19 protein-coding genes and 1 pseudogene are annotated in these 24435 nt (G+C 46.9%); 12 read left to right on the forward strand and 8 right to left on the reverse strand.

Annotated features, from left to right (window positions below):
* Positions 1-64 precede the first annotated feature (64 nt).
* From H6F66_RS19850 to cobA, 4 genes are all read left to right on the forward strand, one after another.
* Positions 65-214: a hypothetical protein gene (locus H6F66_RS19850; protein WP_190424440.1), complete on the forward strand. Its 150-nt coding sequence runs from the start codon at positions 65-67 to the stop codon at positions 212-214.
* Between the two features lie 296 nt (positions 215-510).
* Positions 511-1194 (forward strand): manganese catalase family protein, encoded by a 684-nt coding sequence (locus tag H6F66_RS19855; RefSeq protein ID WP_190424442.1) that lies wholly within the window; start codon positions 511-513, stop codon positions 1192-1194.
* Between the two features lie 242 nt (positions 1195-1436).
* Positions 1437-2216: a sirohydrochlorin chelatase gene (locus H6F66_RS19860; RefSeq protein ID WP_190424444.1), complete on the forward strand. Its 780-nt coding sequence runs from the start codon at positions 1437-1439 to the stop codon at positions 2214-2216.
* Positions 2213-3019 carry a uroporphyrinogen-III C-methyltransferase gene (cobA, locus tag H6F66_RS19865; protein ID WP_190424446.1) on the forward strand — a complete coding sequence of 269 codons (807 nt, stop codon included), beginning with the start codon at positions 2213-2215 and terminating at the stop codon, positions 3017-3019. Before H6F66_RS19860 ends, cobA begins: the two co-directional genes overlap by 4 nt.
* Before the next feature lie 182 nt (positions 3020-3201).
* On the opposite strand, the gene H6F66_RS19870 is transcribed toward cobA, so the two are convergent.
* The 3 genes from H6F66_RS19870 to H6F66_RS19880 form a co-directional block, all read right to left on the reverse strand.
* Positions 3202-3981: a photosystem II S4 domain protein gene (locus H6F66_RS19870; RefSeq protein WP_190424448.1), complete on the reverse strand. Its 780-nt coding sequence runs from the start codon at positions 3979-3981 to the stop codon at positions 3202-3204.
* A gap of 247 nt (positions 3982-4228) precedes the next feature.
* Positions 4229-4546 carry a hypothetical protein gene (locus H6F66_RS19875; protein WP_190424450.1) on the reverse strand — a complete coding sequence of 106 codons (318 nt, stop codon included), beginning with the start codon at positions 4544-4546 and terminating at the stop codon, positions 4229-4231.
* Between the two features lie 87 nt (positions 4547-4633).
* Complete coding sequence (locus H6F66_RS19880) at positions 4634-5149, reverse strand: hypothetical protein (RefSeq protein ID WP_190424452.1); 516 nt, start codon at positions 5147-5149, stop codon at positions 4634-4636.
* A 373-nt stretch (positions 5150-5522) separates the two neighbouring features.
* On the opposite strand from H6F66_RS19880, the gene serA reads away from it, so the two are divergent.
* The 4 genes from serA to H6F66_RS19900 all read left to right on the forward strand — a co-directional run bounded on the left by serA (position 5523) and on the right by H6F66_RS19900 (position 9624).
* Entirely contained in the window at positions 5523-7103 is a 1581-nt protein-coding gene (gene serA, locus H6F66_RS19885; protein WP_190424454.1) for a phosphoglycerate dehydrogenase, read from the forward strand.
* 160 nt (positions 7104-7263) lie between these two features.
* Complete coding sequence (gene prmA, locus H6F66_RS19890) at positions 7264-8154, forward strand: 50S ribosomal protein L11 methyltransferase (RefSeq protein ID WP_190424456.1); 891 nt, start codon at positions 7264-7266, stop codon at positions 8152-8154.
* 78 nt (positions 8155-8232) lie between these two features.
* Complete coding sequence (locus tag H6F66_RS19895) at positions 8233-9363, forward strand: hypothetical protein (protein ID WP_190424458.1); 1131 nt, start codon at positions 8233-8235, stop codon at positions 9361-9363.
* Between the two features lie 75 nt (positions 9364-9438).
* A complete protein-coding gene (locus tag H6F66_RS19900) occupies positions 9439-9624 on the forward strand; it encodes a PCP reductase family protein (protein ID WP_190424522.1) in 186 nt (61 codons plus the stop codon).
* Positions 9625-9990: 366 nt separating this feature from the next.
* Here the strand turns inward: H6F66_RS19900 and H6F66_RS19905 are convergent, their stop codons facing one another.
* Together H6F66_RS19905 and H6F66_RS19910 are read right to left on the reverse strand one after the other, a co-directional pair.
* Complete coding sequence (locus tag H6F66_RS19905; RefSeq protein ID WP_190424460.1) at positions 9991-10815, reverse strand: SWIM zinc finger family protein; 825 nt, start codon at positions 10813-10815, stop codon at positions 9991-9993.
* Between the two features lie 283 nt (positions 10816-11098).
* Complete coding sequence (locus tag H6F66_RS19910; RefSeq protein ID WP_190424462.1) at positions 11099-14371, reverse strand: DEAD/DEAH box helicase; 3273 nt, start codon at positions 14369-14371, stop codon at positions 11099-11101.
* Positions 14372-14516: 145 nt separating this feature from the next.
* On the opposite strand from H6F66_RS19910, the pseudogene H6F66_RS19915 reads away from it, so the two are divergent.
* Positions 14517-15124: pseudogene (locus H6F66_RS19915) on the forward strand (N-acetyltransferase).
* Between the two features lie 92 nt (positions 15125-15216).
* Positions 15217-17373 (forward strand): polyribonucleotide nucleotidyltransferase, encoded by a 2157-nt coding sequence (locus H6F66_RS19920; RefSeq protein ID WP_190424464.1) that lies wholly within the window; start codon positions 15217-15219, stop codon positions 17371-17373.
* A gap of 79 nt (positions 17374-17452) precedes the next feature.
* Here the strand turns inward: H6F66_RS19920 and H6F66_RS19925 are convergent, their stop codons facing one another.
* Positions 17453-17854 (reverse strand): pentapeptide repeat-containing protein, encoded by a 402-nt coding sequence (locus H6F66_RS19925; protein WP_190424467.1) that lies wholly within the window; start codon positions 17852-17854, stop codon positions 17453-17455.
* Between the two features lie 349 nt (positions 17855-18203).
* On the opposite strand from H6F66_RS19925, the gene tpiA reads away from it, so the two are divergent.
* Together tpiA and folP are read left to right on the forward strand one after the other, a co-directional pair.
* Entirely contained in the window at positions 18204-18929 is a 726-nt protein-coding gene (gene tpiA / locus H6F66_RS19930; RefSeq protein ID WP_190424524.1) for a triose-phosphate isomerase, read from the forward strand.
* Between the two features lie 83 nt (positions 18930-19012).
* Positions 19013-20011: a dihydropteroate synthase gene (gene folP / locus H6F66_RS19940; protein ID WP_199294897.1), complete on the forward strand. Its 999-nt coding sequence runs from the start codon at positions 19013-19015 to the stop codon at positions 20009-20011.
* Between the two features lie 18 nt (positions 20012-20029).
* Here the strand turns inward: folP and H6F66_RS19945 are convergent, their stop codons facing one another.
* Positions 20030-20845, reverse strand: a complete 816-nt coding sequence (locus H6F66_RS19945) for a stomatin-like protein (RefSeq protein WP_190424468.1) — start codon at positions 20843-20845, stop codon at positions 20030-20032.
* A gap of 195 nt (positions 20846-21040) precedes the next feature.
* The gene (locus tag H6F66_RS19950; protein ID WP_190424470.1) at positions 21041-24337 is read right to left on the reverse strand and encodes a PAS domain S-box protein; all 3297 of its coding nucleotides are present in this window, start codon (positions 24335-24337) and stop codon (positions 21041-21043) included.
* Positions 24338-24435 lie beyond the last annotated feature (98 nt).

Consider the following 24435-nt stretch of genomic DNA (forward strand, 5'->3'; position numbering starts at 1 on the left):
TGTGGTGCAATATATCCACGAGCATTGGGTGTTACACAGGATATAGGGATATAGCGTTTTTCAGTTGGGTGGAATATATCGCGGTTCTGACATTGCCGCCACCTTGGTAGGGACATGGCAATGCCATGTCCCTACAGATGTATCGCACCAAATTCCTCTTTCCCAGTCTCTGGCTGGGATTACCTACCATGAGGCTCTGCCTGATATTATTTGATACTTTATCAGAGGCAGAGCCTCCATATCTCAGCGTCCCCAGTCATAGGGAAACGAGGATCAATTAGATTGCTGACTCTATATTATATTAGCTATTTCATCCTCATTCTTTAGTTAGAGAAAGCTTATTTTAAACTCTGTCTGTTGATGCAGGTTTAGATTGTATACCCTGATATAAGCTGGTGACAGTGCCAAAAATATTGAGAAAAGTTTAAGCTTTTTCAGTTGGCGATACAACGCTTTTACGAAAATCAGGTTTTACAGCTTACATCTAAAATTGAGAGGAGTAATTAATTCATGTTTTTCCACAAAAAAGAAACAATTCATACTGTCGATATTAAAGAGCCTAACCCGCGTTTTGCTCAACTAATGTTAGAGCAGTTTGGGGGAGCAACGGGGGAACTTACAGCCGCTTTGCAGTATTGGGTACAGTCTTTTCACTGCGACAATCCCGGTATTAAGGATATGCTGCAAGATATCGCTATAGAGGAGTTTGGACACCTGGAAATGGTGGGTAAACTCATCGAACAGCATACAAAGAATACTGACCAAACAGAAGCTTATAAGAGTACCCTGTTTGCTATCCGTGGGATGGGGCCACACTTCTTAGACAGCCAGGGTAACAGTTGGACTGCTAGCTATATTAATGAAGGTGGGGATGTTGTGCGTGACTTGCGGGCAAACATTGCTGCTGAAGCTGGGGCGCGTCAAACTTATGAGCAGTTGATTAAGCTGTCAACTGATGAAGGGACGAAGAAGACTCTAGTGCATCTGCTTACCCGCGAAATTTCTCATACCAAGATGTTTATGAAGGCGCTGGAGTCGATGGGTAAACTAACTGACCCCTTCTTTGGCAATATCCAGCCTGATGAAACGGTGAATCTTTACTTCAATTTGTCTCAGAATGGTCAGGATGAGCGGGGGCCTTGGAACTCTGCACCTGATTTCCAGTATGTTCCACAGCCTACGGCTGACAGTTAATCGTACCATCAAGTCAGGACAACTTAGTTAAAAAAATCGAGTCTGTGGGAAGTTTAACCCACAGGCTCGACTTTTCTTAATAAAAAATTAATAATGTAAGTAAGGCAATCGCCTGTAGCGATGTAGAAATTCGGTTTTATATTAAAATCGCACTTGAATTAGAAACAGTTTATACAAAAACTTCTGCGGGAAAACGATATTAATTGGATAGTACGCAATTTAGGAAGAGTTTGAGCGGGGTTTTGCCAAATACATCTGCCTATCTACTGGTATCCCACGGAAGCCGTGACCCTCGTCCCCAAGCAGCTGTAGAGGAATTAGCAACTCTTGTGGCACAGAAGGTAGGCCTTGAGAGCGAATGGATGCAGAAAAAAAGCGATCGCTCATCCTTGGCTGCGCCGCCAGTGGCATTGTCACCCCTGGTAGGTACAGCAGTTCTGGAACTAGGGGATCAGCCTTTGCATGAACAAATTCGGCAATTTAGCGATCGCGCTCATGCCAGTGGCTTGAAACACCTTCAGGTCTTGCCCCTGTTTCTGTTGCCGGGAGTTCATGTGATGGAGGATATCCCAGAGCAAGTAGCGATCGCATCCATTGCTCTTGAAAGCAAGTTGACAATAGAGATCCGACCTCATCTAGGCGTTCACCCTGGCTTAAGTCGTCTCTTGGCAACTAGCTTGGCTTCGGTAAACGCAGATGCGAGTATTCTCTTATCTCACGGTAGCCGCCGTGTTGGTGGAAATCAGCCAGTGGAGGCAATAGCCGCAACTCTAGGGGCAGTGCCTGCTTACTGGTCGGTGTCACCCAGTTTGGAGGAGCGTCTAGAAGATTTAGTCAGCGCTAAGTATTCTCACATAGGGATTCTGCCTTATTTTTTATTTACCGGGGGAATTACGGATGCGATCTTAACAAAAGTTAAGCTACTGTCTAAGCAATTTCCCACGAGCAAGCTTCATCTGGCTGAACCTATAGGGGCTAGTGCTGAGTTAGCCGATTTGATTTGGGACTTAAGAAGTAAATGAACAGCACAGTCATAGAGAACACGCAGGTAAACAGGAGTAAGTGCTTGGGTAAGGTATATCTAGTAGGTGCAGGGCCAGGAGATCCCGGCTTAATGACGCTGAAAGGGAAAGGACTGTTAGAGTGTGCTGATGTCGTAGTTTACGACGCTCTAGTGAGTCCGCAAATTTTGGCGATGATTAACCCCCACGCCGAGAAAATTGACGCGGGTAAGCGGATGGGGCGTCACTCCCTGTTGCAGGAAGAAACCACGCAACTGTTGATAGAAAAAGCACAGACTCAAGCGATAGTGGTACGACTCAAAGGCGGCGATCCGTTTGTCTTTGGTCGCGGCGGCGAAGAGATGGAAGACTTGGTACGTGCTGGAGTGCCAGCGGAAGTAGTGCCAGGAGTGACTTCGGGAATTGCCGCACCAGCTTATGCAGGGATTCCGCTAACTCATCGTGCTTACAGTTCCTCGGTAACATTTGTTACGGGTCATGAGTCAGTGGGGAAGTATCGTCCTACTGTGAACTGGTCTAGCATAGCCCACAGTTCCGAAACCATCGTTGTCTACATGGGCATTCACAATCTGCCCTACATTGTGGAACAATTGCACTTTGCCGGATTGAGTTTAGATACTCCCATCGCCTTGATTCGCTGGGGAACTCGGCCGGAACAGGAAGAATTAATTGGCACCTTAGCAACGATTGTGGCGCAGGTAGAGGCGGCTGGTTTTGGCGCACCCGTGATCGCTATTATTGGCAACGTGGTGAATATGCACAATACCCTGTCCGGTTGTCGTCCTCGTGTAATTAGTTGCTAATCGTCCCTAAACGCCCCATCAAGTCGGGGGTTACAAAAAAAAAGCCTGTCTACGCAGGCTTTTTTTGTCTCGCCTTACGCGGACTAAAGTTTGTGCAGTTGCGGCTACCCTTTGCGAAGGCGAAGCGCCTACAGTCGTTAAGTAATTAGCGCCGCGTTTTTTCTCTTAGGATAAGCATAATTTTAAAGAAATCGTGTTAGTTGGACGCGGTAGCGTTCTTTTTTAGTAACAGCAATTTCCCCAACTTCCAGCCTTCCTTTACCGCGAATAGCGATTAAGTCTCCGGATTTAACTTGAGAACTCGCTTGAGTGATTTCTTTCCAATTTACCCTGACATCGCCAGCATCGATGAAATCAACCATTTTGCTGCGAGACATTCCAAATCCAGCGGATGCGATCGCATCTAATCGCAGAGAAGCCTCAACAGTCGTCAACTCTTTTTTCTTCGGTTCGCGAATTTTTAATTCACTAAGCTCAATTCTGCGAGTTTTCACAGGAGTTGAGCGTACTTGATTGAGCTGCATTTCCAGAAACTCTACCATTTCTGGAACCACAATTGCCTGCGCTCCAGACTCTCCCAGTACAATAATATCGCCAGTTTTTTCCCGCACAATTCCACACCCCAGCATAGAGCCGAGAAAGTCGCGATGAGTGGCTTGGTCGAAGAGAAAATTTCCAGCAATATCCAAAGCCGCAACCGGGACTTGAGACACTTCCAGAGGAATTTCTGAACGCGCGATCGCGATCCTTTGCCGTTCAGCTTGCGGATAACCTCCCGAAGCAACAAGTTGTACTTCAGTTAAACGATTGAAAGCCTGTTGAATTTCAACAATTTCTGGAGGAGAAAGAAAATCAGTTACGACCACTTCCCAAGTTTTAATTGCTTGATCCGCCAGATCAATGACACGAGCTACACTATCTCTATTTTCTACTCCTTTGAGGAGTTCTTCTCTTGGCAACATTCTAAATAGTTTTGAGTTTTGTTTTAGACGCGGTTTGTCGCGTCTTGAGTTTTAAATGAATCTACAATGACTTTCTTGATTGTATCGTTGCGCTCGCCCAAGGCGTATGCTTACCCAGAAACAGATCGTCTACCCAAACGATTTGATATTGACTTCCAAGTCCAGCCATCATTCTGCACTAAGGCCAGAAGCAAACGCCTTCGCCTATCTATTTAGGCTGGTGACTTCTTCCTCAAAGACTTCATCGCTAACAAGGGGAATATTGTTGCTTGCTATCGGCAAAGATGAGGGAGCGCTCGCTGGCGCTAAAAATTAATACCCACCCAGCCCAAGTGAGAAAAATCAACACCAGAGTAGAAATAATAATAGTGCTGTAGCCAGCGATCGCTAGCAGATGATGAGACGAAGCGCAGCGATGGTGACGCAGAATAGTTTTCCACACCCAACTACACACTCTAGATGTAATTGACCCGCCTCCACTTCCTACCGCTAGCGTTGTCCAAAGTACATCTATGATGATCCACCAGACGAGCGCAACTCCCAAACCCGCTAGCAATACTCTCATTCCGACCAGCCTCAAGTCACTTGCGCTCAAGCAATTACTTAGACTAGCAATGTTCTGTTTGTTACTCCCTCTGTCTAGAGGATTAGCTTACACGCCATCTGGGTCAACGTAGGCTTGAAGATTTTCCGGCTCAAACTGGCGGAGTATCCGAGTAGCTACGCGAGTTGTAGTTTCCGGAGCTTTAACCACAACCAGGTACTTACCAGCATTCAGGCGGTTGCGGTAAGGCAAAGCATCGCCACTCCCAACTACCAAACCAACACCACCGCCGACAAAAATACTACCCAAAGCACCGGAGGCTGCGCCCAGAATACCACCAATGACATGATTACCAAATGCTCCTGCCCAGTGAAAAATTTCTATCCCAGTACTCAAGTTGAAGACAAACCCGGCGATAAATCCAAAGGGTATGAGCCAATAAGCCATCAGCGTTGATTGCTTTTTAGCCTGCTCGTTGGGATCGATCAAGCCAAATTCATCAGCACTTTTGTATCCTCTACCCAGGATAGTCACCTTATCCATAGGTAAGCCTTCTTTTTCTAGCGCGGAATAAGCTGCTTCTGCTTGGATGCGGTCTTGCAGTACGGCGACGAGATAATTCATAGTGATATCGTTAGATGATGCAAAAGATAGCCTTAATTAACAGCCTATCAGTGTCGCTATAGCAAATCCTCTACCCGGATTGGGATGTGAAGCGCAATATCATACAGATTTTGTAGGGTAGGGAGCAGCCCAAACAGACAAAGTTAAAAACTTTCAGGTAACAAGCCGTGTAAGAACACCTGATACAGTTAAAATGACCAACTGATGCGATCGCGCCACTGGTGGAAGTCATCAGATGCGATCGCTCTTGAGTCAACTGCCATCAATTAGCTGACTTTCAATCCTTGCTCCCTGTACACAATATCGCTCTTGGCTTTTCAAAAGTTTTGCGTACAGGAACTGATGATTTTTTACCTAGACCTACCTGCCAATCATGTCCAAGGTTCTTGTTTCTGACCCAATAGACCAAGTTGGAATCGACATCCTCTCCCAAGTTGCCCAAGTTGACGTAAAAACAGGTCTTTCACCCGAAGAACTGGTGCGGATCATGCCAGAGTATGACGCTCTAATGATTCGTTCTGGAACCCGCGTCACCAAGGAAATTATCGAAGCTGGCAAACAGCTAAAAATCATCGGTCGCGCTGGGGTTGGTGTCGATAATGTCGATGTCCCAGCTGCCACCCGTCAGGGGATTGTAGTCGTCAATTCCCCAGAAGGCAATACAATTGCCGCAGCAGAACACGCCCTAGCAATGATGCTCTCCCTCTCCCGCCATATTCCCGACGCAAATGCGTCTGTTAAAAGTGGTCAGTGGGATCGCAAAAGTTTTATCGGGACGGAAGTTTACAAGAAAACTCTCGGCGTTGTCGGTTTAGGCAAAATCGGCTCTCATGTCGCCACCGTCGCCAAAGCAATGGGGATGAAAATACTAGCTTACGACCCGTTCATCTCTGTGGAACGGGCAGAAGAACTAGACGCTCGTCTAGTAGAGTTGGATTTGCTATTTCAGGAAGCAGACTACATCACCCTGCACATCCCGAAAACTCCAGAAACCACTCACTTGATTAACGCCGAAGCCTTAGCCAAGATGAAACCCACCACCCGGATTATCAATTGCTCCCGTGGTGGCATCATTGATGAAGCGGCTTTGGCAGAGGTTCTCAAAGAAGGCAAAATTGCTGGTGCTGCCTTAGACGTTTTCGAGACAGAACCGTTAGGCGAGTCGTCCTTAAAATCCTTGGGCAAAAATCTCGTCCTCACCCCCCACCTGGGAGCCTCCACAGCTGAGGCGCAGGTGAATGTCGCCATAGATGTTGCTGAGCAAATTCGAGATGTTTTACTGGGGCTTCCAGCCCGTTCAGCGGTGAATATCCCCGGCTTGCGTCCCGACGTTCTGGAAAAACTCAGACCTTATCTGCAATTGGCGGAAACTCTGGGCAATATGGTGGGACAATTGGCTGGAGGACGGATTGACTCGTTGAATATCCGCCTGCAAGGAGAGTTGGCAACTAATCAAAGTCAGCCTTTGATAGTGGCAGCACTTAAAGGACTGCTTTCGCAGGCGCTGCGAGAGCGGGTAAACTACGTGAATGCCAGCATTGAGGCGAAGGAACGAGGAATTCGCGTGATTGAAACGCGGGATGCCTCGATTCGAGACTATTCTGGTTCGCTGCATCTGGAGGCGCAAGGAACGCTTGGGGAGCATTCAGTGACGGGCGCTTTATTGGGAGATGGGGAAATTCACATCACCAGTATTGATGAGTTCCCGATCAACGTCCCCCCCAGCCCTCATATGCTGTTTACTCTGCACCGAGATATGCCAGGGATTATTGGGAATATCGGTTCCCTGTTAGGCAGTTTTAATGTCAATATTGCCAGTATGCAGGTGGGACGGAAAATTGTGCGGGGCGATGCGGTGATGGTGCTAAGCCTGGACGATCCCTTACCGGAGGGAATATTGAGCGAGATTACCAAAATTCCCGGCATTCGGGATGCTTATACGGTGACTCTTTAAACGATGCAAGGATTTTGGATGCTCTTGATTTTGGATTAAAGGTTTACTCGTTAATCCTCAGGTTGTGTGGTTCTAACCCGTTACCTAAAATCTAAAATCTAAAATCATCGGAGGCGGAGAAACTTCTTCGCCCCCGCAAAATCTAAAATCCAAAATAGATATGGCGAACACCTGGTGGGAAATTCAAGTTTTGGGCGACCCAGCTTTGGAAGATGTAATCTTCTGGAGGCTGGAAAAATTTGGCTGTCGCGGTACTTCCAGTGAGGTAAAAGGACATTCCAGCTTGGTGTGCGCTTACTTATCTCCCCTTGATGCAAATCTGCTGGATTTGGCGGCGCTATCTCTGTGGTTGCGTCAGGATGCGCTGATGGTGGGATTGGCGATGCCGATGACCCATTGGCATTTGATTGATGAGGAGGATTGGTCGAGTAGCTGGAAGCAATATTGGCAACCGCAAGAAGTAGGCGATCGCTTACTTGTCTACCCGGCTTGGCTGCCTCCTCCAGAACAGTCAGAACGCCATACCCTGCGCCTCGATCCCGGTGCGGCTTTTGGCACTGGCACTCATCAGACGACTCAGCTGTGTCTAGAGTCGTTGGAAATGCGCTTGGGTGGGGAGCAAGAAGGGGTTACAGTGGCGGATATTGGCTGCGGATCGGGGATTCTCTCGATTGCATCTGTGTTGTTAGGTGCCGAAAAAGTTTATTCCGTAGATATCGATCCGATGGCGGTGCGAGCCACGCGCAGCAATCGGGAACTTAACAAGATTAGCCCCCAGCGTCTGATTGTAGAGCAGGGTAGTATCGACCGCTTGATAAAAATGAGCGATGAGCCTGTCGATGGCATTCTCTGCAATATTTTGGCAGAGGTGATTATTGACTTGATCCCGCAAATGACTGCGATCGCTAAACCTTCTAGTTGGGGAATTATTAGCGGTGTTTTGCTAGAGCAAGCCAAACCAATTGCCGATACTTTAGAACAACACGATTGGATTGTTGCCACTCTCTGGCGACGGCAAGAATGGTGCTGCTTTAATATCAGGCGTTCTTGAAAATTTGTGCCTGTAGCAGCCCCAGTGATTCTCAAGTTGATTTCGGGAACACTAACATCAGTTGCTTGGTGTTAGTCTATGTCCCGTCTCAACAATCGCGCTTTTGAAATCCTGCGTGCTGAAATTACCAAATGTGCCGGGAATGACCCATTGAGTAAAATAGAGGAAAGCCTTGTAGTCAGGGAGTTACAATTACTGCAAAAGCAACAAGGCTCCCCTGCATCTTTAGAAGAACTACAACAAATAGTCGTCACCACTTATCCAAACTTCAGAGAGAAGGCGCTGACGCAAGCCGCAAAAGCTAATCGCTCGATAGGTATTTTAGATGTAATTAAACTAGCTGCTGTACTGGTAGTCTTGCTAGTCTTAGGATCGGGATCGCTTGTCTTAGCAATCCTGCTATATCCTACAAACGATCAGCCAGTAGCGCAGAATGCTCCCTTGAGCAATGAAGAACATTATGAATTAGCGATCGCATTCTTAGAACAAGCAGAAAAATTCATTAACCAAGCCAGTAAAGCAGCAGATTTGGCATTGGGTGAAGAAAAACTAAACGCAGCAAAAAAACATATTGATGAACTGCCAGTTTCGCGTACAATATCTTCGCCGCAATACTCTTACAGGCGCAAAAAGGGTAGGCGCTATGTTAGCGGTTACAATACGCAGACAATAGAAGACGAGCAAACTGCCTCGATTCGCTCTAGATTTGAGCAGGTAAAAAACCAACTTTCTCAACAAAAACAGGTTCAGGGACGCACCAAAACTTTAATTAAAGGTGCCAAACAATTTGCCTTTGCAGGCGCTAAACTTGGACAAAATGCACCTCATACAGCAGATAAATGGCAACAAATTGAAACTTTGTGGTACAAAGCAATTGAGCAGCTACAAAAAATTCGCGTAGATGACGTTGACTACGTGGAAGCGCAAAAATTACTAGCAACATACCAAACTAACTTAGGTACTGTGCAAACTCGGCTGAAAGCAGAACGCCAGTCACAAGAAGCGTTTAAATATGCTCAAGAGCAAATCCAAGCCTTGCTGGCTTCTATCCCCAAGGATGGTTCACAGGTAAATCGCAACCAGATAATTAGCCAGATGCAAGAAATTATCAATCAGCTGCAAACGGTTAAATCTGGGACAACCGCCTATTCAGAAGCCCAAAACCTGCTGCAATTAGCACAGAAGAAACTCGCTTCTGCTCAAAAATAGCAATGAGCGGCGCGATCGCACACTCAGATAAAATGTAATTAATATTCCTTGCTGACAGCAGAAGGCTGGCGTACCATGCGCGATCCTGATTTTACAGATGCTTTACAGTGGACACCTGATGCCAAAACAAAGCTGAAAAATATTCCCTTTTTTGTCCGCACTCAGGCGAGACAACGGATTGAGCAGCTAGCTCGTGCTGCTGGTTCGGATATTGTCACGGTTGAGTTTGTTGAACAAGCAAGGGTCGAATTTGGACAGTAATAAAGGAATTCAGCTTGTCTATAGCAATCCTATTTGAGTTATGAAAACTCCCTTTTAAATGAACCGCCCAGGCGCTCCCGGTAGAGGAAAGGGAGAAGTTCATAAATGATTTAGGATTGCTATATAGGGTTTCTCAGTTGGGTGGAATATATGGTGGTTCTGATGTTCGAGCCACCTTGGTAGAGACATGGCATTTCCATGTCCTTACAGATGTATAGCACCCAATCAAGAATCGCTATAGTAGCATGGCACGAAGTGGATATAGGAAATAAATTACACATCAGATCCTATTGAAAGTCTGATGTAACAAGGCAAGTTTGTGTAATTAATTATCCACGGTTACTTATTAAAGTAATGACTACCTAATCAATCTTCCTCTAAATTCATTGCCGATAAAATAGCCTGCTGGCTGACTGTTTTGTAAACTGTATCTAAATATTGCATCACTGGCTGACTAGAAGCTGAATTGGAACCTGATGATAAAAGAATAGGTCCTAAAACATCTAATATTGTGTCGTTGCTTGCTGGTGCAATTATAACTAAAGAAGACTCCAGTGGCTCGTTGTATTGCCAAAATTGTTCAATTTTAAGCGGGGTTACTGTTCGAGTTGGCTGAGATGTTTCCGCAGTAATTTCTGTTTCAGAAGTTTCATCAGCCCCGCGTCGCAATTGACGTAATGTATCGAGTATTTGTTCTTTGGTACGCCCGCGCAACTGGAAGATTACAAAGGGGTCTTCGCTGAAGCGATCGCCTAACAAATAATACACTGCTCCAATATGTTTGCAAGGATTAGCCGGATCGGGACAAGAACATTTACTGTGGATATCAAACTTGGTCAATGGAAACAAGCTTATACCATTTGCAGTAAACACTTCTTCAATATTTTGTGGCATTTCTCCAGCCAACAAACGAGCTGAAAAAATTGCCCGCTGTGACATAGTTTCAATCACATAATCCCATTGTTCGTCACTAAAAGCATCCAGCGATAAAACAACTTTATATGGTTCAGGCGCAGTTCCTTGCACTCTGGAAACCACTTTGTGACCGCGAAATTCTAGGCTTAAAACTTTGCCTTCTCGTGCATATATGCGCGCCCGTTCCAAGCGACGCCGCCAGCCAAATGACTCTAGTAAATCTAGCCACCGTTGCGCCCACCATTCTCGACTTTGTTGAATATCGTAATTTGTCATTTTGTTTTACTCCTGTTGTTCTCTTGTTTCCTCAGCCTGGGAACGAGAATTCAAGACTGTAAAGGCGGACGAGAGTTTGTGCGGTTGCGAGTTTAGAGGATGTCTCAAAAGTCATAATCGAGACGCTTAGACGGTCGAGATCCCTCTTCCATCCCTCTTAAAAAGAGGGGCTAAGACTTGATTTTCTCTCCTTCTCTCTAGCACAGCGGCGCGTTAGCGCGAGGGCTGGGGGGATCAAGCTAACTTTTGACGCTTCTGGGACATCCTCTTACTCGTTCAGCATTTATTCATCATCAATTACTGCACTGCGGTCAAGTAAAAGCAAGTTGCGGAGTTGGTCGGTATCCAGTTCTGTTAGCCACTGTTCGCCAGCACCAACAACTTGTTCTGCCAGCGCTTTCTTACTTTCAATCATGTCATTGATTCTTTCTTCCAGAGTACCTGTGCAAATAAATTTATGCACTTGAACATTACGAGTTTGACCGATACGAAATACCCGATCTGTTGCTTGATTTTCGACTGCTGGGTTCCACCAACGGTCAAAGTGGAAAACATGGTTAGCGCGTGTCAAGTTAAGACCTGTACCACCAGCTTTTAGGGATAAAATAAAGATTTTGGGGCCTTCCGGGTCGTTCTGGAATCGGTCTATCATTTCCTCCCGTTGTTGTTTGCGGGTTCCGCCATACAAAAACAATGTTTCCCAGCCAAGTTGTTCTAAATAAGGCTGGAGGAGTTTTCCCATTTCGGCGAATTGAGTGAAAATTAAAGCGCGATCGCCTTCTGCTAAAGCCTCTTCTAGCATCTCTTCTAGACGCTGGACTTTACCAGAACGACTGCGGAAAGATGAATTTTTAGTTTCGCCTGCTGATTTTAAGAATTGTGCGGGATGGTTGCAAATTTGCTTCAGCTTTAGCAATAAAGCTAAAATCATTCCCTTGCGTTGAACACCCTCGGTTTCTTCGATTTCAGCAAGAGACTCTTCTACCAGTTGTTGATAAAGTGCAGCTTGTTCTGATGCAAGTCCGCAGAATACATTCATTTCCTGCTTTTCTGGCAAGTCTTGAATGATTTTGCGGTCGGTTTTGAGACGACGGAGGATGAAAGGGCTAACAAGCGATCGCAATGTCTGCAACGATGCTGTATCCCCATATTTCTCAATCGGTAAAGCAAACCGCCGCTGAAAGAAATCCCGCGTTCCCAAATACCCAGGATTGAGAAAATCCAAAATTGACCACAGTTCAGCTAATCTATTTTCTACTGGAGTTCCTGTCAGCGCAAACCGAAAACCTGCCTTTAGCTGACGTACCGCTTGCGATTGTTTCGCCTGGGGATTCTTAATATTTTGGGCTTCATCCAATACCACCCCTTGCCAAGAAACACTTTGCAGGTCTTTAGCATCTCGAAATGCGAGAGAATAACTGGTAATTACCAAACTTTTCCCTTTGATTGCTTTGGTAAATGTTTTCCCTTTGGCGCGTTTATCTCCGTGGTGGACTACAACATTCAACGTCGGGGCAAATTTCTTAACTTCTCGCTCCCAGTTACCCAACACCGAAGTCGGGCAAATTAGCAAAGTTGGTGCTTCTAATCTCCCTTTTTCTTGCAAATTTAGCAAAAATGCGATGTATTGAACCGTTTTTCCCAGCCCCATGTCATCCGCCAGACAAGCGCCCAAGCCCCAGCGCTCCATGAAGGAAAGCCAGCCCACTCCGAGGGCTTGGTAAGGGCGCAACTGACCGTGGAAGTTGGCGGGAGGCGCGATCGCTTCCACTTTCTTGTTATCTGTTAAAGTCGTCAACAACTGCTCCAGGGGCCCTGATGCCTCAAAGCTAACTACTGGAAGTTTTTCAACAAGTTTGGTATCGCCACTGCTGAGGCGCACAGCGTCCTCTAAAGAGAGAGAAAGCTGATCTTTCGGTGTCGCCAACAGCGCCGCCGCTGCTTTAACTTCTGAAGGTTGCAGTGCAATCCAATCGCCATTCACTTGTACAAGTGGACTTTTGAGGGCTACGAGTCGGTCAAATTCCTGTTTAGAAATTGTGCGATCGCCTATAGCTAATTCCCACTCAAAATCCAGCCAACTTTGTAACCCTGATTGACCTTTTCCCGGTGTCGCACTGGAGCGAATTTTTAGCCCCAAGCGCCGATTTTCTCCCTCAACAGGTGTCAGACTGGGCGGCAAAATTACCCCCAACCCGCTGTCAGCTAGCCGCCATGCGCCAGCCTTGATAAACTCATACACCTGAATTGGTGTCAAGCAACAAAACTGCGGACGGCGGTCGTGCAAGCTGGCTTCTATGGGAGGATATATTCGGGAAGCCAAGCCTAAACCGCCAAGCAAAGTCTCTTGAGGATGCTCAATTGTCCGACCTTTGAACACTCCTCGCTGCAAGGAATGATTCCAAATGGTTTCTGCATCCACCAGAAATTCTGAGTTATCAACTGCTTGGAGAAAGTAATCCAAAGTCCAGTTTTCCTCACCTGATGTCGGTGGTTGGAGAACCAAACAGGTGCGAAACAGATTCTGCTCTGGCGCTAAAAAAGTGTAAGATTCCCCGTTAGCGATCGCTCTAGAAACTAAATGGTTCTGCACGGGCGCTATCCAATCTTTGAGCGCCGTTTCCAGCTTTCCTAATCCCGTCGGTGCGTTCAGGGTATCAGATGTCGTCGATAGAGCGCCTAACCATTCTCTAACAGCAGGTTCTACTGCACTTAAGTTAGGATTGCCAACACGCAACCTCACAATCGTGTCTATCATACTACTCAAGAATCCCAACAGTAACTCCTGTGGTTCTATTGGCAACTGTACAGAAATTGGAAACTGGGAATTGGGAATTGGGGATTGGTCTTCTTCCTGAGTCCCCAATCCCTGATACGTGCGACAAGTAGATGGCATCAAAGCGGTAAACTTTTCTAAACGCTCCCGATCTACTGCACTATCCAGCAGGGGTTGCCAACGGGCGACGATGCTATCATTTTTTTGCCGCTCTAGTGCGGGCAAAAACTTGCACCGAGCCAGAAGATCCAAAACCCATCGACCAATATGCGACCAAAAGCGCAATTCTCCCCCCACAAATGTGTCAGATGCTTTCAAAGAGCCAAGGGGAAGCGCTTGCAAAAATTGCATTGCTTGCAAAGGGTTAAGACACAGCCCCTCAACTTGCCAAGGGTGTAAAAATAGAGGCGGCGCATCCCCATTTTCTGACACCATTTTGGTAGACAATACGGGATAAACTGGTTCGCCTGTCTCCCCTGTTTGGGTGGGGAGAGCTAGTATACAATGCTGCCATTTCTCATCCGCAGTACGATTCTTTTTGCTTTTGGTTGCCGATGTTTGGACAAATTTCTCAATATCAAAATGGGGCGATTCTCCTCCAAAGACACTGCGCGATCGCAAGAAAGATATCAATTCCGCCTGTGTCATCGCCAAAGGATGAAATGGTATCAAATCTGTTTTATAAGACCCATCTGGCGGAATTGGCCGCCAAGTTTCTCCCCAAAGAAATAAATAACTATTCTGAGATTGAAGTAGCCAACTACCGTGTAAAACTGCCATGATTTAAAATTTAATTTCTTGATTTTTAACTTAAATCTCTATCCAATTATTTTAGGTAGACTATCTAACAGCTACCTGATAAATTATAAATTTTTAAATCAAATTTTTACATAAGAGATAACATATTTTCCAAAAAACTATGAATATTAATTTGCCCTGGCAGAAAAGTTTAAAAAATGGAACAAAAGTAAACTTAGACCGGATGCGCCTAAGCGAACAAAATGCGGTCAGGGCGTTATTGAACCAAATCATTATTGAGGATCAAACGTATCCACAAAATCAACCTCTATCCGAAGTAGAATTTGCTGCCTACTGGATGACTCACGATGCTTTTGTCGTCACTGCCGATGACGAAACCGCAGCAACGCCGGAGGAAATTTTGGGAGCTTTCTATCTAAAACCCAATTTTCCCGGACGATGCAGCCACATCTGTAATGCTGGCTTTATTGTACAACCATCTATGCGGGGTCAAGGCATTGGGAGGTTGATGGGACAGGGAATGCTAGAAATTGCCACCCTTCAAGGTTATACGGCGGTGATGTTCAATTTGGTCTTTGCAAACAACACCCCATCCAGTTATGGGAATCCTTGGGATTTCAGATAATAGGGCGCATTCCAAGTGCGGCGCATTTATCTGATGGACGGGTGGTAGACGCACTGATGATGTATCGGCCATTAGTCATTAGTTCAGTCAAAAGTCGTCAGGTTGTCCGGTTGTCCGGTTGGAAGAAGCTGACAACCTTCAAACGCTAACAGACAACTGACAACAGACTAAAAGCACCAACATTATACAAATGCTAGGATTGCGAAAGATAAAGAAAAATGATGAAAGGACAAAGTACCACATGGTAGAACTAGACAAGTCAATATCCTTTGATGGACGGGATATTCGACTGAAAGTCGGGTTGTTTGCCCCACAAGCAGGGGGTTCAGTTTTGATTCAGTCAGGAGATACGGTAGTTTTAGTCACGGCGACTCGCTCAACCGGCAGAGAGGGAATTGATTTCCTGCCTTTAATAGTAGATTACGAAGAAAGGCTTTATGCAGCAGGTCGCATTCCCGGTGGTTTTCTGAGACGGGAAGGGCGGCCGCCGGAAAAGGTGACACTGACAAGCCGTTTAATTGACCGTCCCCTGCGTCCGTTGTTTCCTTCCTGGTTGCGAGATGACCTGCAAGTGGTAGCAACGACACTTTCTATGGATGAGCAAGTACCGCCGGATGTGCTAGCGGTGACTGGCGCTTCGATTGCCGTGTTGTTGGCAAAAATTCCCTTCCTGGGGCCGATGGCGGCGGTGCGTGTTGGTTTAGTAGGCGATGATTTTATTATCAATCCTACTTATGCAGAGATTGAGGCGGGGGATTTGGATTTGGTGGTGGCAGGTTCCCCAGAAGGTGTGATTATGGTGGAAGCTGGAGCCAACCAGTTGCCAGAGCAGGATGTGATTGAGGCGATTGATTTTGGCTATGAGGCGGTGCGCGATTTAATTCAGGCGCAGCGAGAGCTTTTAGCAGAACTGGGTATAGAGATGGTGCAAGAGACACCGCCGGAATTAGACCCGACGCTAGAGAATTTTATAAGCGATCGCGCAACCGCTCAAATCAAAGAAGTCTTATCTAAATTTGACTTAGATAAAAACCAGCGTGATGCTCTCCTAGACGAGATCAAAGAGACGCAAATCACCAGCGCGATCGCCCAATTACCCGAAGAAGACCCGATACGAGTTGCCGCTGCCGAAAACTCGAAAGCAGTTAGCAACGTTTTCAAAGGTATCACCAAAAAGATGATGCGCCGTCAGATTATCGAAGACGGCGTTCGCGTAGACGGTCGCAAACTTGATGAAGTGCGTCCTGTCTCCTGTCGCGTCGGTCTGTTACCTACTCGCGTTCATGGTAGCGGTTTATTTAACCGGGGACTGACCCAGGTATTATCTGTTTGCACTCTCGGCACCCCAGGCGATGCCCAGGATCTCGCAGATGACCTGCACCCAGAAGATGAAAAACGCTACTTGCATCACTATAACTTCCCGCCCTATTCTGTAGGGGAAACCAAGCCGATGCGCGCTCCTGGTCGTCGGGAAATCGGTCACGGAGCGCTGGCAGAACGAGCCATCGTGCCAGTGTTGCCGCCGAAAGAAGAATTTCCCTATGTGATTCGGGTAGTATCGGAAGTGCTATCTTCCAATGGTTCAACCTCAATGGGTTCCGTGTGCGGTTCCACCCTCGCTTTGATGGATGCTGGCGTGCCAATTACTGAGCCAGTCAGTGGCGCAGCAATGGGTCTAATCAAAGAAGGCGACGAAGTTCGCATTCTCACAGATATCCAGGGAATCGAAGATTTCTTGGGCGATATGGACTTTAAAGTTGCAGGCACCGAAAGCGGTATCACGGCTTTGCAAATGGACATGAAAATCAGCGGATTACCCATAGAGGTAATCGCCAAAGCGATTGAGCAAGCCAAGGGGGCGCGGCTGCACATTCTGGAAAAAATGCTGACGACGATTGAGAAGCCGCGTACCGAAATGTCGCCGTTTGCGCCTCGTCTGCTGACAATCAAGATCGATCCAGACTTGATTGGCATGATCATCGGGCCCGGAGGCAAGATGATTAAGAGTATCACTGAAGAAACTGGTGCCAAGATTGATATTGACGATGATGGCACCGTAACGATTTCTTCGGTGGATGGCGAGAAGGCGAAAAAAGCCCGCAACATTATCCAGGGTATGACGCGGAAGCTGAACGAAGGAGATGTCTATGCTGGTCGCGTTACCCGTATTATCCCGATTGGTGCCTTTGTGGAAGTGCTTCCCGGAAAAGAAGGCATGATCCACATTTCTCAACTGGCTGACTATCGGGTTGGTCGCGTAGAAGATGAAGTAGCTGTCGGTGATGAAGTGGTTGTCAAGGTGCGAGAAATTGACTCAAAGGGTCGGATTAATTTGACGCGCTTGAACATTCACCCCGATGAAGCAACAGCAGCCCGCGAAGCGGCGGCGAACCGTTAATAGCAGATAGAACAAAGCTCGGTCTGAAACAGACCGAGCCGCACGATTTGAGATATTAGTTTTCAACAACTGCCTCACCCTATCTCATGCCTTTGGGCAGAATTGCATTATCTAAGGCAGCATTCTCTAAGTTAGCATTCATCAAGTTTGCCTGACTCAGGTTGGCACCGCTCAAGTCTGCTTGCTGGAGATCCGCACTATTGATAAATGCGGCAGTCATATTAGCCTTTTCCAGATTAGCCGCGGTTAAATCAGCACCTTCCAGGTTAGCTTTGGACAAGTTTGCGCCTTTCAAATTAGCCCCTCTCAAGTCAGCCCCGGCCAGGTGAGCGCTTGCCAGATTTGCCTGTGTTAAGTCGCAGCCCTTACATTGTTTAGTTTCTATCAACTGTTTGACATGGGCAGGATTTTCTGCGCGAATCGGAGCTACTAAGCTTAAGGGAAGTAGAAGTGCTGCGGTTGCTAGAATTGTCAGTTTCATATTTTTTACCTGCAATATTTTATTAATTCTTTATTTTTTTCTGATATAATTTTATGCTTTACGATTATTCCAGAGCATCCTGCATTAGGTTGAACCTGTGGGGTGAATCCAGAGTCAAGCCTGGAAAAAATTTCTGAAGTAATACCTAAGAGATAGAAGGGGGGAAAAAAGAGCAAAGCCCCGCGTATAGGGGCATACGCTACTCTTTGGGAAGCCCGGTAAGCATTAAGGCGATCGCGATCGCATCTATTTATGTATAAAATTGATCCCCTTAAAGGCAGAGGTTCCCCCGCGCCGTACTAAACTGGAGGTTACAGTTTTTAGCATTGTGAACTTGGCTGAGCTACCTGTGCGGAAAATAGTTATTGCTGGTAATTGGAAAATGTACAAAACCCAGGCAGAGAGTCTGGAGTTTTTACAAGGATTCATGTCCCACCTGGAAGAAACCCCCCAGGAGCGGGAAGTCGTTATCGCGGCTCCCTTCACCGATCTGAGCATCCTATCGAAAAATTTACATAACAACCGGGTGCTGCTATCTGCCCAGAATATCCACTGGGAGCAGGAGGGAGCCTACACAGGTGAAATTTCCGGTTCCATGCTCACTGAAATCGGTGTGCGCTACGTAATTGTCGGTCACAGCGAACGGCGGCAATATTTTGGCGAAACCGATGAAACAGTTAATCGGCGACTTAAAGCAGCGCAGCGCTGTGGTCTAACGCCGATTCTCTGCGTCGGTGAGAGCAAAGAACAACGAGAGAATGGTGAAACAGAATCCCTGATCGTCACCCAACTTAAGAAAGGTCTTGTTGACGTTGACCAGCAGAACCTAGTTATCGCCTACGAACCCATCTGGGCAATTGGCACTGGCGACACCTGTGATTCCCCGGAAGCTAACCGGGTAATCGGTCTGATTCGCAGTCAGTTAAACAATCCTCATGTTTCAATTCAGTACGGTGGCTCGGTAAAGCCTAATAATATTGATGAAATCATGGCGCAGCCAGAAATTGATGGTGCGCTGGTGGGGGGAGCGAGTCTGGAGCCTGAGAGTTTTGCTCGGATTGTGAATTATAAGTAGTAGTCATTAGCTAATGGCTAATGGCTAATGGCTAATGGTCATTAGTCCTTAGCCATTAACAAACGACTAATGGCTAAGGACTAATGACTAATGACAGGGGATTTTTGACAATCAGGGGAAAAACCTTTGAGTGGGGAAAGCGCACGTATTTGATGGGCGTGTTGAATGTAACGCCTGATAGTTTTAGTGACGGGGGAGACTTCAGAGCGATCGCTTCTTCCCTGGCGCAGGCTGAGCATCTGATAGCGTCTGGTGCAGATATTCTCGACGTGGGAGGACAATCGACTCGACCAGGAGCCGCCCAAATCTCTTTAGAAGAGGAATTGCATCGGGTGCTGCCAGTTGTGCAGGCACTACGAGAAGGCGAAAGACAAGATAAACAAATTGATCCAACCGATCCCCCCAGGGAAAATCACGCGATGTTTTGGGAAGAACGGGAGGTTGGGGGAAGAACCAGTAATGGTTCAACTCCCTCATCAATCTCCCCAAAAATCGCTCCAAAATCCTCAGTGGTGATTTCGGTGGATACGACGCGCTCGGACGTAGCACGGGCTGCGATCGCATCTGGGGCAGATATGATCAATGATATTTCCGGCGGGACTTTCGACCCCCAGATGTTCCCCACCGTAGCAGAGTTAGGCGTACCGATTGTGTTGATGCACATCCGGGGAACGCCTGCGACGATGCAGCAGATGACAGATTATCAGGATTTGATGGGGGAGATCGGGCAGTTTTTGGCAAGCCGAATAGAAAGCGCGATCGCGTCTGGCATTGACCGCCAGAAGATTATCATTGACCCAGGTATCGGCTTTGCCAAAACTTACGAGCAAAACTTAGAAATCTTGCGATCTTTGCCGATGTTGCGTTCTTTGGGCGTACCTATTTTAGTGGGGCCATCCCGGAAAAGTTTTATCGGGCGGATTTTAAATCAACCCGATCCCAAAGCCAGAGTTTGGGGAACTGCGGCGGCTTGTTGTGGAGCGATCGCGAGTGGTGCTGATATTCTGCGAGTACACGACGTTCAACAAATGCACGATGTCTGTCGCGTCGCCGATGCCATATTTAGAATTAAAAATTCATAAAACTTTTTTAATTCTAAATTACTTATTGCCATTGCTGCCATTGCTGCCATTTGGTACGTCAGTCTCCGTTCCCATCAGCTCTCCCAGTGCTTCGCTCATAGCTTTCGGGTCCATAAACAGAATCTTGGAATTTGGAGATTCTCCTAATCTATAGTTAGCATCGACAAATCTCTGAGCCAGATAAAACTGCAAAACTTCCTTACTATTAGCTTGCGATCGCAAAGCTTGAGAAATGCGGTTCATATACTCCGCAGCGCCCTCAGCTTCCAAAATTGATGCCCGTTTTTTAATCTCAGCTGCCCGCTCCTGCTCCATCGACTCTAGCACCGTCTGAACTGGCATAATATCCAGAACTTCCACACGAGTGACTTTCACGCCCCAAGCGTCAGTCACATCATCCAGCTCCGCCAGCATTGCCTGATTAATTTCTTTTCTAGCTGAAAAGGTCTGCTCCAACTCCATCTGACCAACTTCAGTTCGCAACCGGGTCAAAACCAGATTTTTCAGCGCGTTTTCAATATCATCAATAGCGTAATAAGCTTTCTTGAGATCAAAAATCTGCCAATACAACACAGCATCGGCTATCAGAGAAACATTATCTCTGGTAATGGCTTCTTGAGGTTCAATGTCTAAGACCCTCTCACGAGTTGTCTCCTCCACTACAATTGAGTCCACAAAAGGGATGATGAAGTTAAGACCAGGTTCTAGTTTGCGATGGAACTGACCCAAGCGCTCTACCAAAGCTTGATTACCCTCATTGATAATTTTCCCAGAACCCACTGCTGAGCCGATAATCAGTAGGGCTAGGGGAGCAAGAATTGTGATCGGGTCCATGACTTTTGTTTTTTCCTCAAAAAGCTACTTTCCAAGTAGCTATTACCTTAATGGTAACGAAAGCAATGTGCAACTTTACGTTTTGCTTTGTTTGGCTCGTTCCTAGCCTTTGGCTAGGAATGCTTACCCTAAGGCTGGAGCCTCATATCAACTTTGTTTGTCTGGTTCTCACTCAGAGAGTAGAAACGAGAAATTTCAATTTTGGCAAATAGGGATTTCAATCCAAAACTCGGCTCCTTGTCCAGGTTCTGAGAAGCATTTCAAGACACCGCCGTGCTTTTGGGTGATAATTTGGTAGCTAATGGATAGCCCCAACCCAGTACCCTTGCCGACGGTTTTAGTAGTGAAGAAAGGATCGAACAAACGCGATCGCACATTCGCAGTCATTCCCGATCCATTGTCTTTTATTTTTATTACCACACTCTGAGCATTCAGCACCTCGGTGCAAATCCGAATCTCCGGGGCTGGGGATTGGGGATTAGGGATTAGGGATTGGGGATTGGAAGAATTCTTACCCAGTCCCTTGTCCCCAGTACCCAGTACCCAGTCTGCAATCCCGACTTCCAAAGCATCAATAGCATTGACCAGGATATTCATAAATACCTGGTTTAGCTGCCCCGGATAGCACTCGACAAGGGGCAAGTCGCTGTATTCTTTAATCACCTGAATACCGGGACTTTCTGGCTTGGCTTTGAGACGATTGTGTAAGATCAGCAGCGTACTATCGATGCCCTCATGGATGTCTACGGGCTTCACCTGGGCTTCATCCAGACGAGAGAAGTTCCGCAGAGACAGGACAATTTCGCGGATGCGCTCTGCCCCCAATTTCATCGAAGTTAACATTTTGGGGAGGTCTTCGAGTAGAAAATCGAGGTCAATTGTTTCGGCTTCCTCCAAAATTTCCGGCACCGGATGGGGATAGTGCTGCTGATATAGACTCAGGAGGTAGAGCAAGTCTTGAGTATATTCCTCGGTGTGGACAAGGTTGCCATAGATGAAGTTGACTGGGTTGTTGATTTCGTGAGCGACACCAGCAACTAGCTGCCCCAAACCGGACATCTTTTCTGACTGTACCAGTTGCAGTTGAGTGTGTTGCAGCTCTTTTAAAGTTTGCTCTAGCTGAGTAGTTTTGTATCGCAAGGCTTCCTCTGCGGTTTTTCGCTCAGTAATGTCCATCAGCAAGCCATCCCAGATAATATCGCCATTAGCTTGCAGTTCTGGACGGCTTGCACCTTGAATCCATTTCAGCTTTCCTGATGCTGTATACATTCGTCCTTCCCAGTACCAAGGTTGGAGCGTTTGTGCCGATAGCGCCACAGAGTCTTTATGCTCTTGGAGGTCATCGGGATGGATTAGATTGTAGACGAGGGAAACATCGTTCTGGGCGGCTTCTGGCTCCAGTTCATACAATTCTCGGCAACCGGGACTCATGTATGGGAAAGATATCAAGCCATCCGGTCGCAGGAGGAATCGATAAATCATTCCTGGCATATTCGCGGCTAGCTTTTGTAATTTTGCTTCAGTTTCGGACAATGCTTCTGTGGTTCGTTTATGCTCAATATTTAAAGCGATCGCATTCGCTACCGTGAACAGCCCTATCTGCTTCGCTTCACACAGCGGTTGAATAAAGAACATTGCCATCACGCCTACCAGTTTTTCCTCTACCAAGAGGGGGTAGCCAGCGAAAGCAACCATTCCTTCCCGCTTCGCCCACTCTCGATCACTGATGCGAGGATCGTCTTGGACGGTGTTGCTCAGGTGTGGCTGGCGCTTCTGGGCAATCATACCGATTTTAAACTCGCCAACTCTCACTCGGCTATGGGGGCCGTCGATATGGGTGTACATTCCAGCACTGGCTTGCAATTCAAGTACATCCTCCTCCGAATTGAGTATCCAGATACGAGCAAATGCTGCATCAAGGTGTCGAACTATGGTTTCGGCACACAACTGAAGACTTTGTTGCAAAGTTGCCTTCTGTGTCAAAGCGAGGTGTACATTTGCTCGCAGCGCCTCCATGCAAAGCTGCGCCAACAATGCCTCTTCTGCTTGCTTCCGCTCGGTGATGTTTTGTGTCATCATCATGCCCGCGGTAATCTCTCCGTTTTCATTTCTCACTGGCAGAGTATGCACTTTGTAGATGCGTGAAGCAAAGCTATCGCCGCAGAAGCGCGAATCGCGATCAGGCACTTCAAAGACATTTTCGATGCCAGCCAGTGCGGCATGAAAATAAGGCTCTAGGAGTTCACTGGTTTCCGGCGTGACTGTCTCGTGCAGGGTTTTTCCTTCCAAAAACTCTTTGTCTTTACAGCAGCCGACAACTTCTAAGTCTGTACCTTCAGCTAAGGTGTAGCGGCAGTCACTGTCAAATAAAACTACAGCACCATTAGGAAAATTTTTGGCTATTGTGCGATAAAGTTCTTCACTTTTTCGCAATTGAATCTCAATTTGCTTGCGTTCGGTGATCTCTTCTGTAATTGCCAGCAAATACTCTGGTGTTCCTTGGGCATCTAAAAGCGGTATTTTCCGGGTGTGCAGTATTCTTAGCTCTTGATGCCCAGTCTGAATCTGCTCTTCGGGAATGTCTACCAGTTTGCCATTCCTCAACACTTCCCGATCGATGGTGGTAAAGAAATCAGCTTGTTCTTGTGGGAACAAGTCATAATCATTCTTGCCCAGCACGTCTTGTCTGGAAAAGCCGAGCAGTTCCTCGCAGGTTTTATTGCAGAACGCAAAACGGAGATCGGAAGCATTCTTACAACAAACCCCGACGGGCAGATTGTCTAACACAGAGTTGAGAAATCTTTGGCTGTGCAAGAGAGCAACTTCTGCACGTTTGCTCTCGGTGATGTCTCTGCCGATGCCCGTTGTCCCTAAGACTAATCCAGCTTCGTCGCGCAGAACAATGGCGTTAAAACTTATATGGACAGGCTTGCCATCCGAGTGCAGTTGTACTGTCTCATACTGATAGTAAGACTGGGCCGCTAAAATCTGCTGATACACTTCCCAGCCTTGCTGTTGTTGTTCTGGCGGCTGAAAATCGGTGAAGGTATGCCCAATCATTTCTTCTGGTTCGTAACCCAGAATGCGCTTGGCGGCAGAGTTCACGAAAGTAAACCGCCCTTCTTGGTCGGTTGACCAGATTAGATCCTGCGACATTTCGACTAAATCGCGGTACTTTTTTTCACTTTGTTTGAGTGTTGTTTGGGCTGTGGTGCGAGCTTCTGTAGCTAATACGCGCTCGGTGATATCGGTTTGCGCCCCGATGTAGTGAATTACGCGCCCCTTAGTGTCGCGGACTGGCGAAATCTTCAGCTCATTCCAAAAAGGTGTGCCGTCTTTGCGGTAATTTTTGAGGACGACTTGACAAGTGTTTCCTTCGCGGATGCTGGTGCTGACTTCCTGTATAGCGATGGGATCTGTATCTGCTCCCTGCAAGAATCGGCAATTTCTGCCGATAATCTCGTTGAGGGAGTAGCCCTGATTGACTGACAAAACTAAGAAGCGGGAATGTGGCTAAGAACGGTGAATTCGCGCTTTAGGGACTCATTAGATTGTCGCTGGCAAGCAACGGCAGGCTGAGGGTCAGGGAC

Source organism: Trichocoleus sp. FACHB-6, assembly GCF_014695815.1.
In the GTDB taxonomy this organism is placed as follows: domain Bacteria; phylum Cyanobacteriota; class Cyanobacteriia; order Cyanobacteriales; family FACHB-T130; genus Funiculus; species Funiculus sociatus.

Bases quoted from the DNA above. Each gene is read 5' to 3' on its own strand.
- cobA (WP_190424446.1), top strand. From the start codon at position 2,213: ATGAACAGCACAGTCATAGAGAACACGCAGGTAAACAGGAGTAAGTGC.
- H6F66_RS19900 (WP_190424522.1), top strand. From the start codon at position 9,439: ATGCGCGATCCTGATTTTACAGATGCTTTACAGTGGACACCTGATGCC.
- H6F66_RS19925 (WP_190424467.1), bottom strand. From the start codon at position 17,854: ATGAAACTGACAATTCTAGCAACCGCAGCACTTCTACTTCCCTTAAGC.
- serA (WP_190424454.1), top strand. From the start codon at position 5,523: ATGTCCAAGGTTCTTGTTTCTGACCCAATAGACCAAGTTGGAATCGAC.
- H6F66_RS19870 (WP_190424448.1), bottom strand. From the start codon at position 3,981: ATGTTGCCAAGAGAAGAACTCCTCAAAGGAGTAGAAAATAGAGATAGT.
- prmA (WP_190424456.1), top strand. From the start codon at position 7,264: ATGGCGAACACCTGGTGGGAAATTCAAGTTTTGGGCGACCCAGCTTTG.
- H6F66_RS19910 (WP_190424462.1), bottom strand. From the start codon at position 14,371: ATGGCAGTTTTACACGGTAGTTGGCTACTTCAATCTCAGAATAGTTAT.
- H6F66_RS19880 (WP_190424452.1), bottom strand. From the start codon at position 5,149: ATGAATTATCTCGTCGCCGTACTGCAAGACCGCATCCAAGCAGAAGCA.
- H6F66_RS19905 (WP_190424460.1), bottom strand. From the start codon at position 10,815: ATGACAAATTACGATATTCAACAAAGTCGAGAATGGTGGGCGCAACGG.
- H6F66_RS19855 (WP_190424442.1), top strand. From the start codon at position 511: ATGTTTTTCCACAAAAAAGAAACAATTCATACTGTCGATATTAAAGAG.
- folP (WP_199294897.1), top strand. From the start codon at position 19,013: ATGACTAATGACAGGGGATTTTTGACAATCAGGGGAAAAACCTTTGAG.
- H6F66_RS19945 (WP_190424468.1), bottom strand. From the start codon at position 20,845: ATGGACCCGATCACAATTCTTGCTCCCCTAGCCCTACTGATTATCGGC.
- H6F66_RS19920 (WP_190424464.1), top strand. From the start codon at position 15,217: ATGGTAGAACTAGACAAGTCAATATCCTTTGATGGACGGGATATTCGA.
- H6F66_RS19895 (WP_190424458.1), top strand. From the start codon at position 8,233: ATGTCCCGTCTCAACAATCGCGCTTTTGAAATCCTGCGTGCTGAAATT.
- H6F66_RS19875 (WP_190424450.1), bottom strand. From the start codon at position 4,546: ATGAGAGTATTGCTAGCGGGTTTGGGAGTTGCGCTCGTCTGGTGGATC.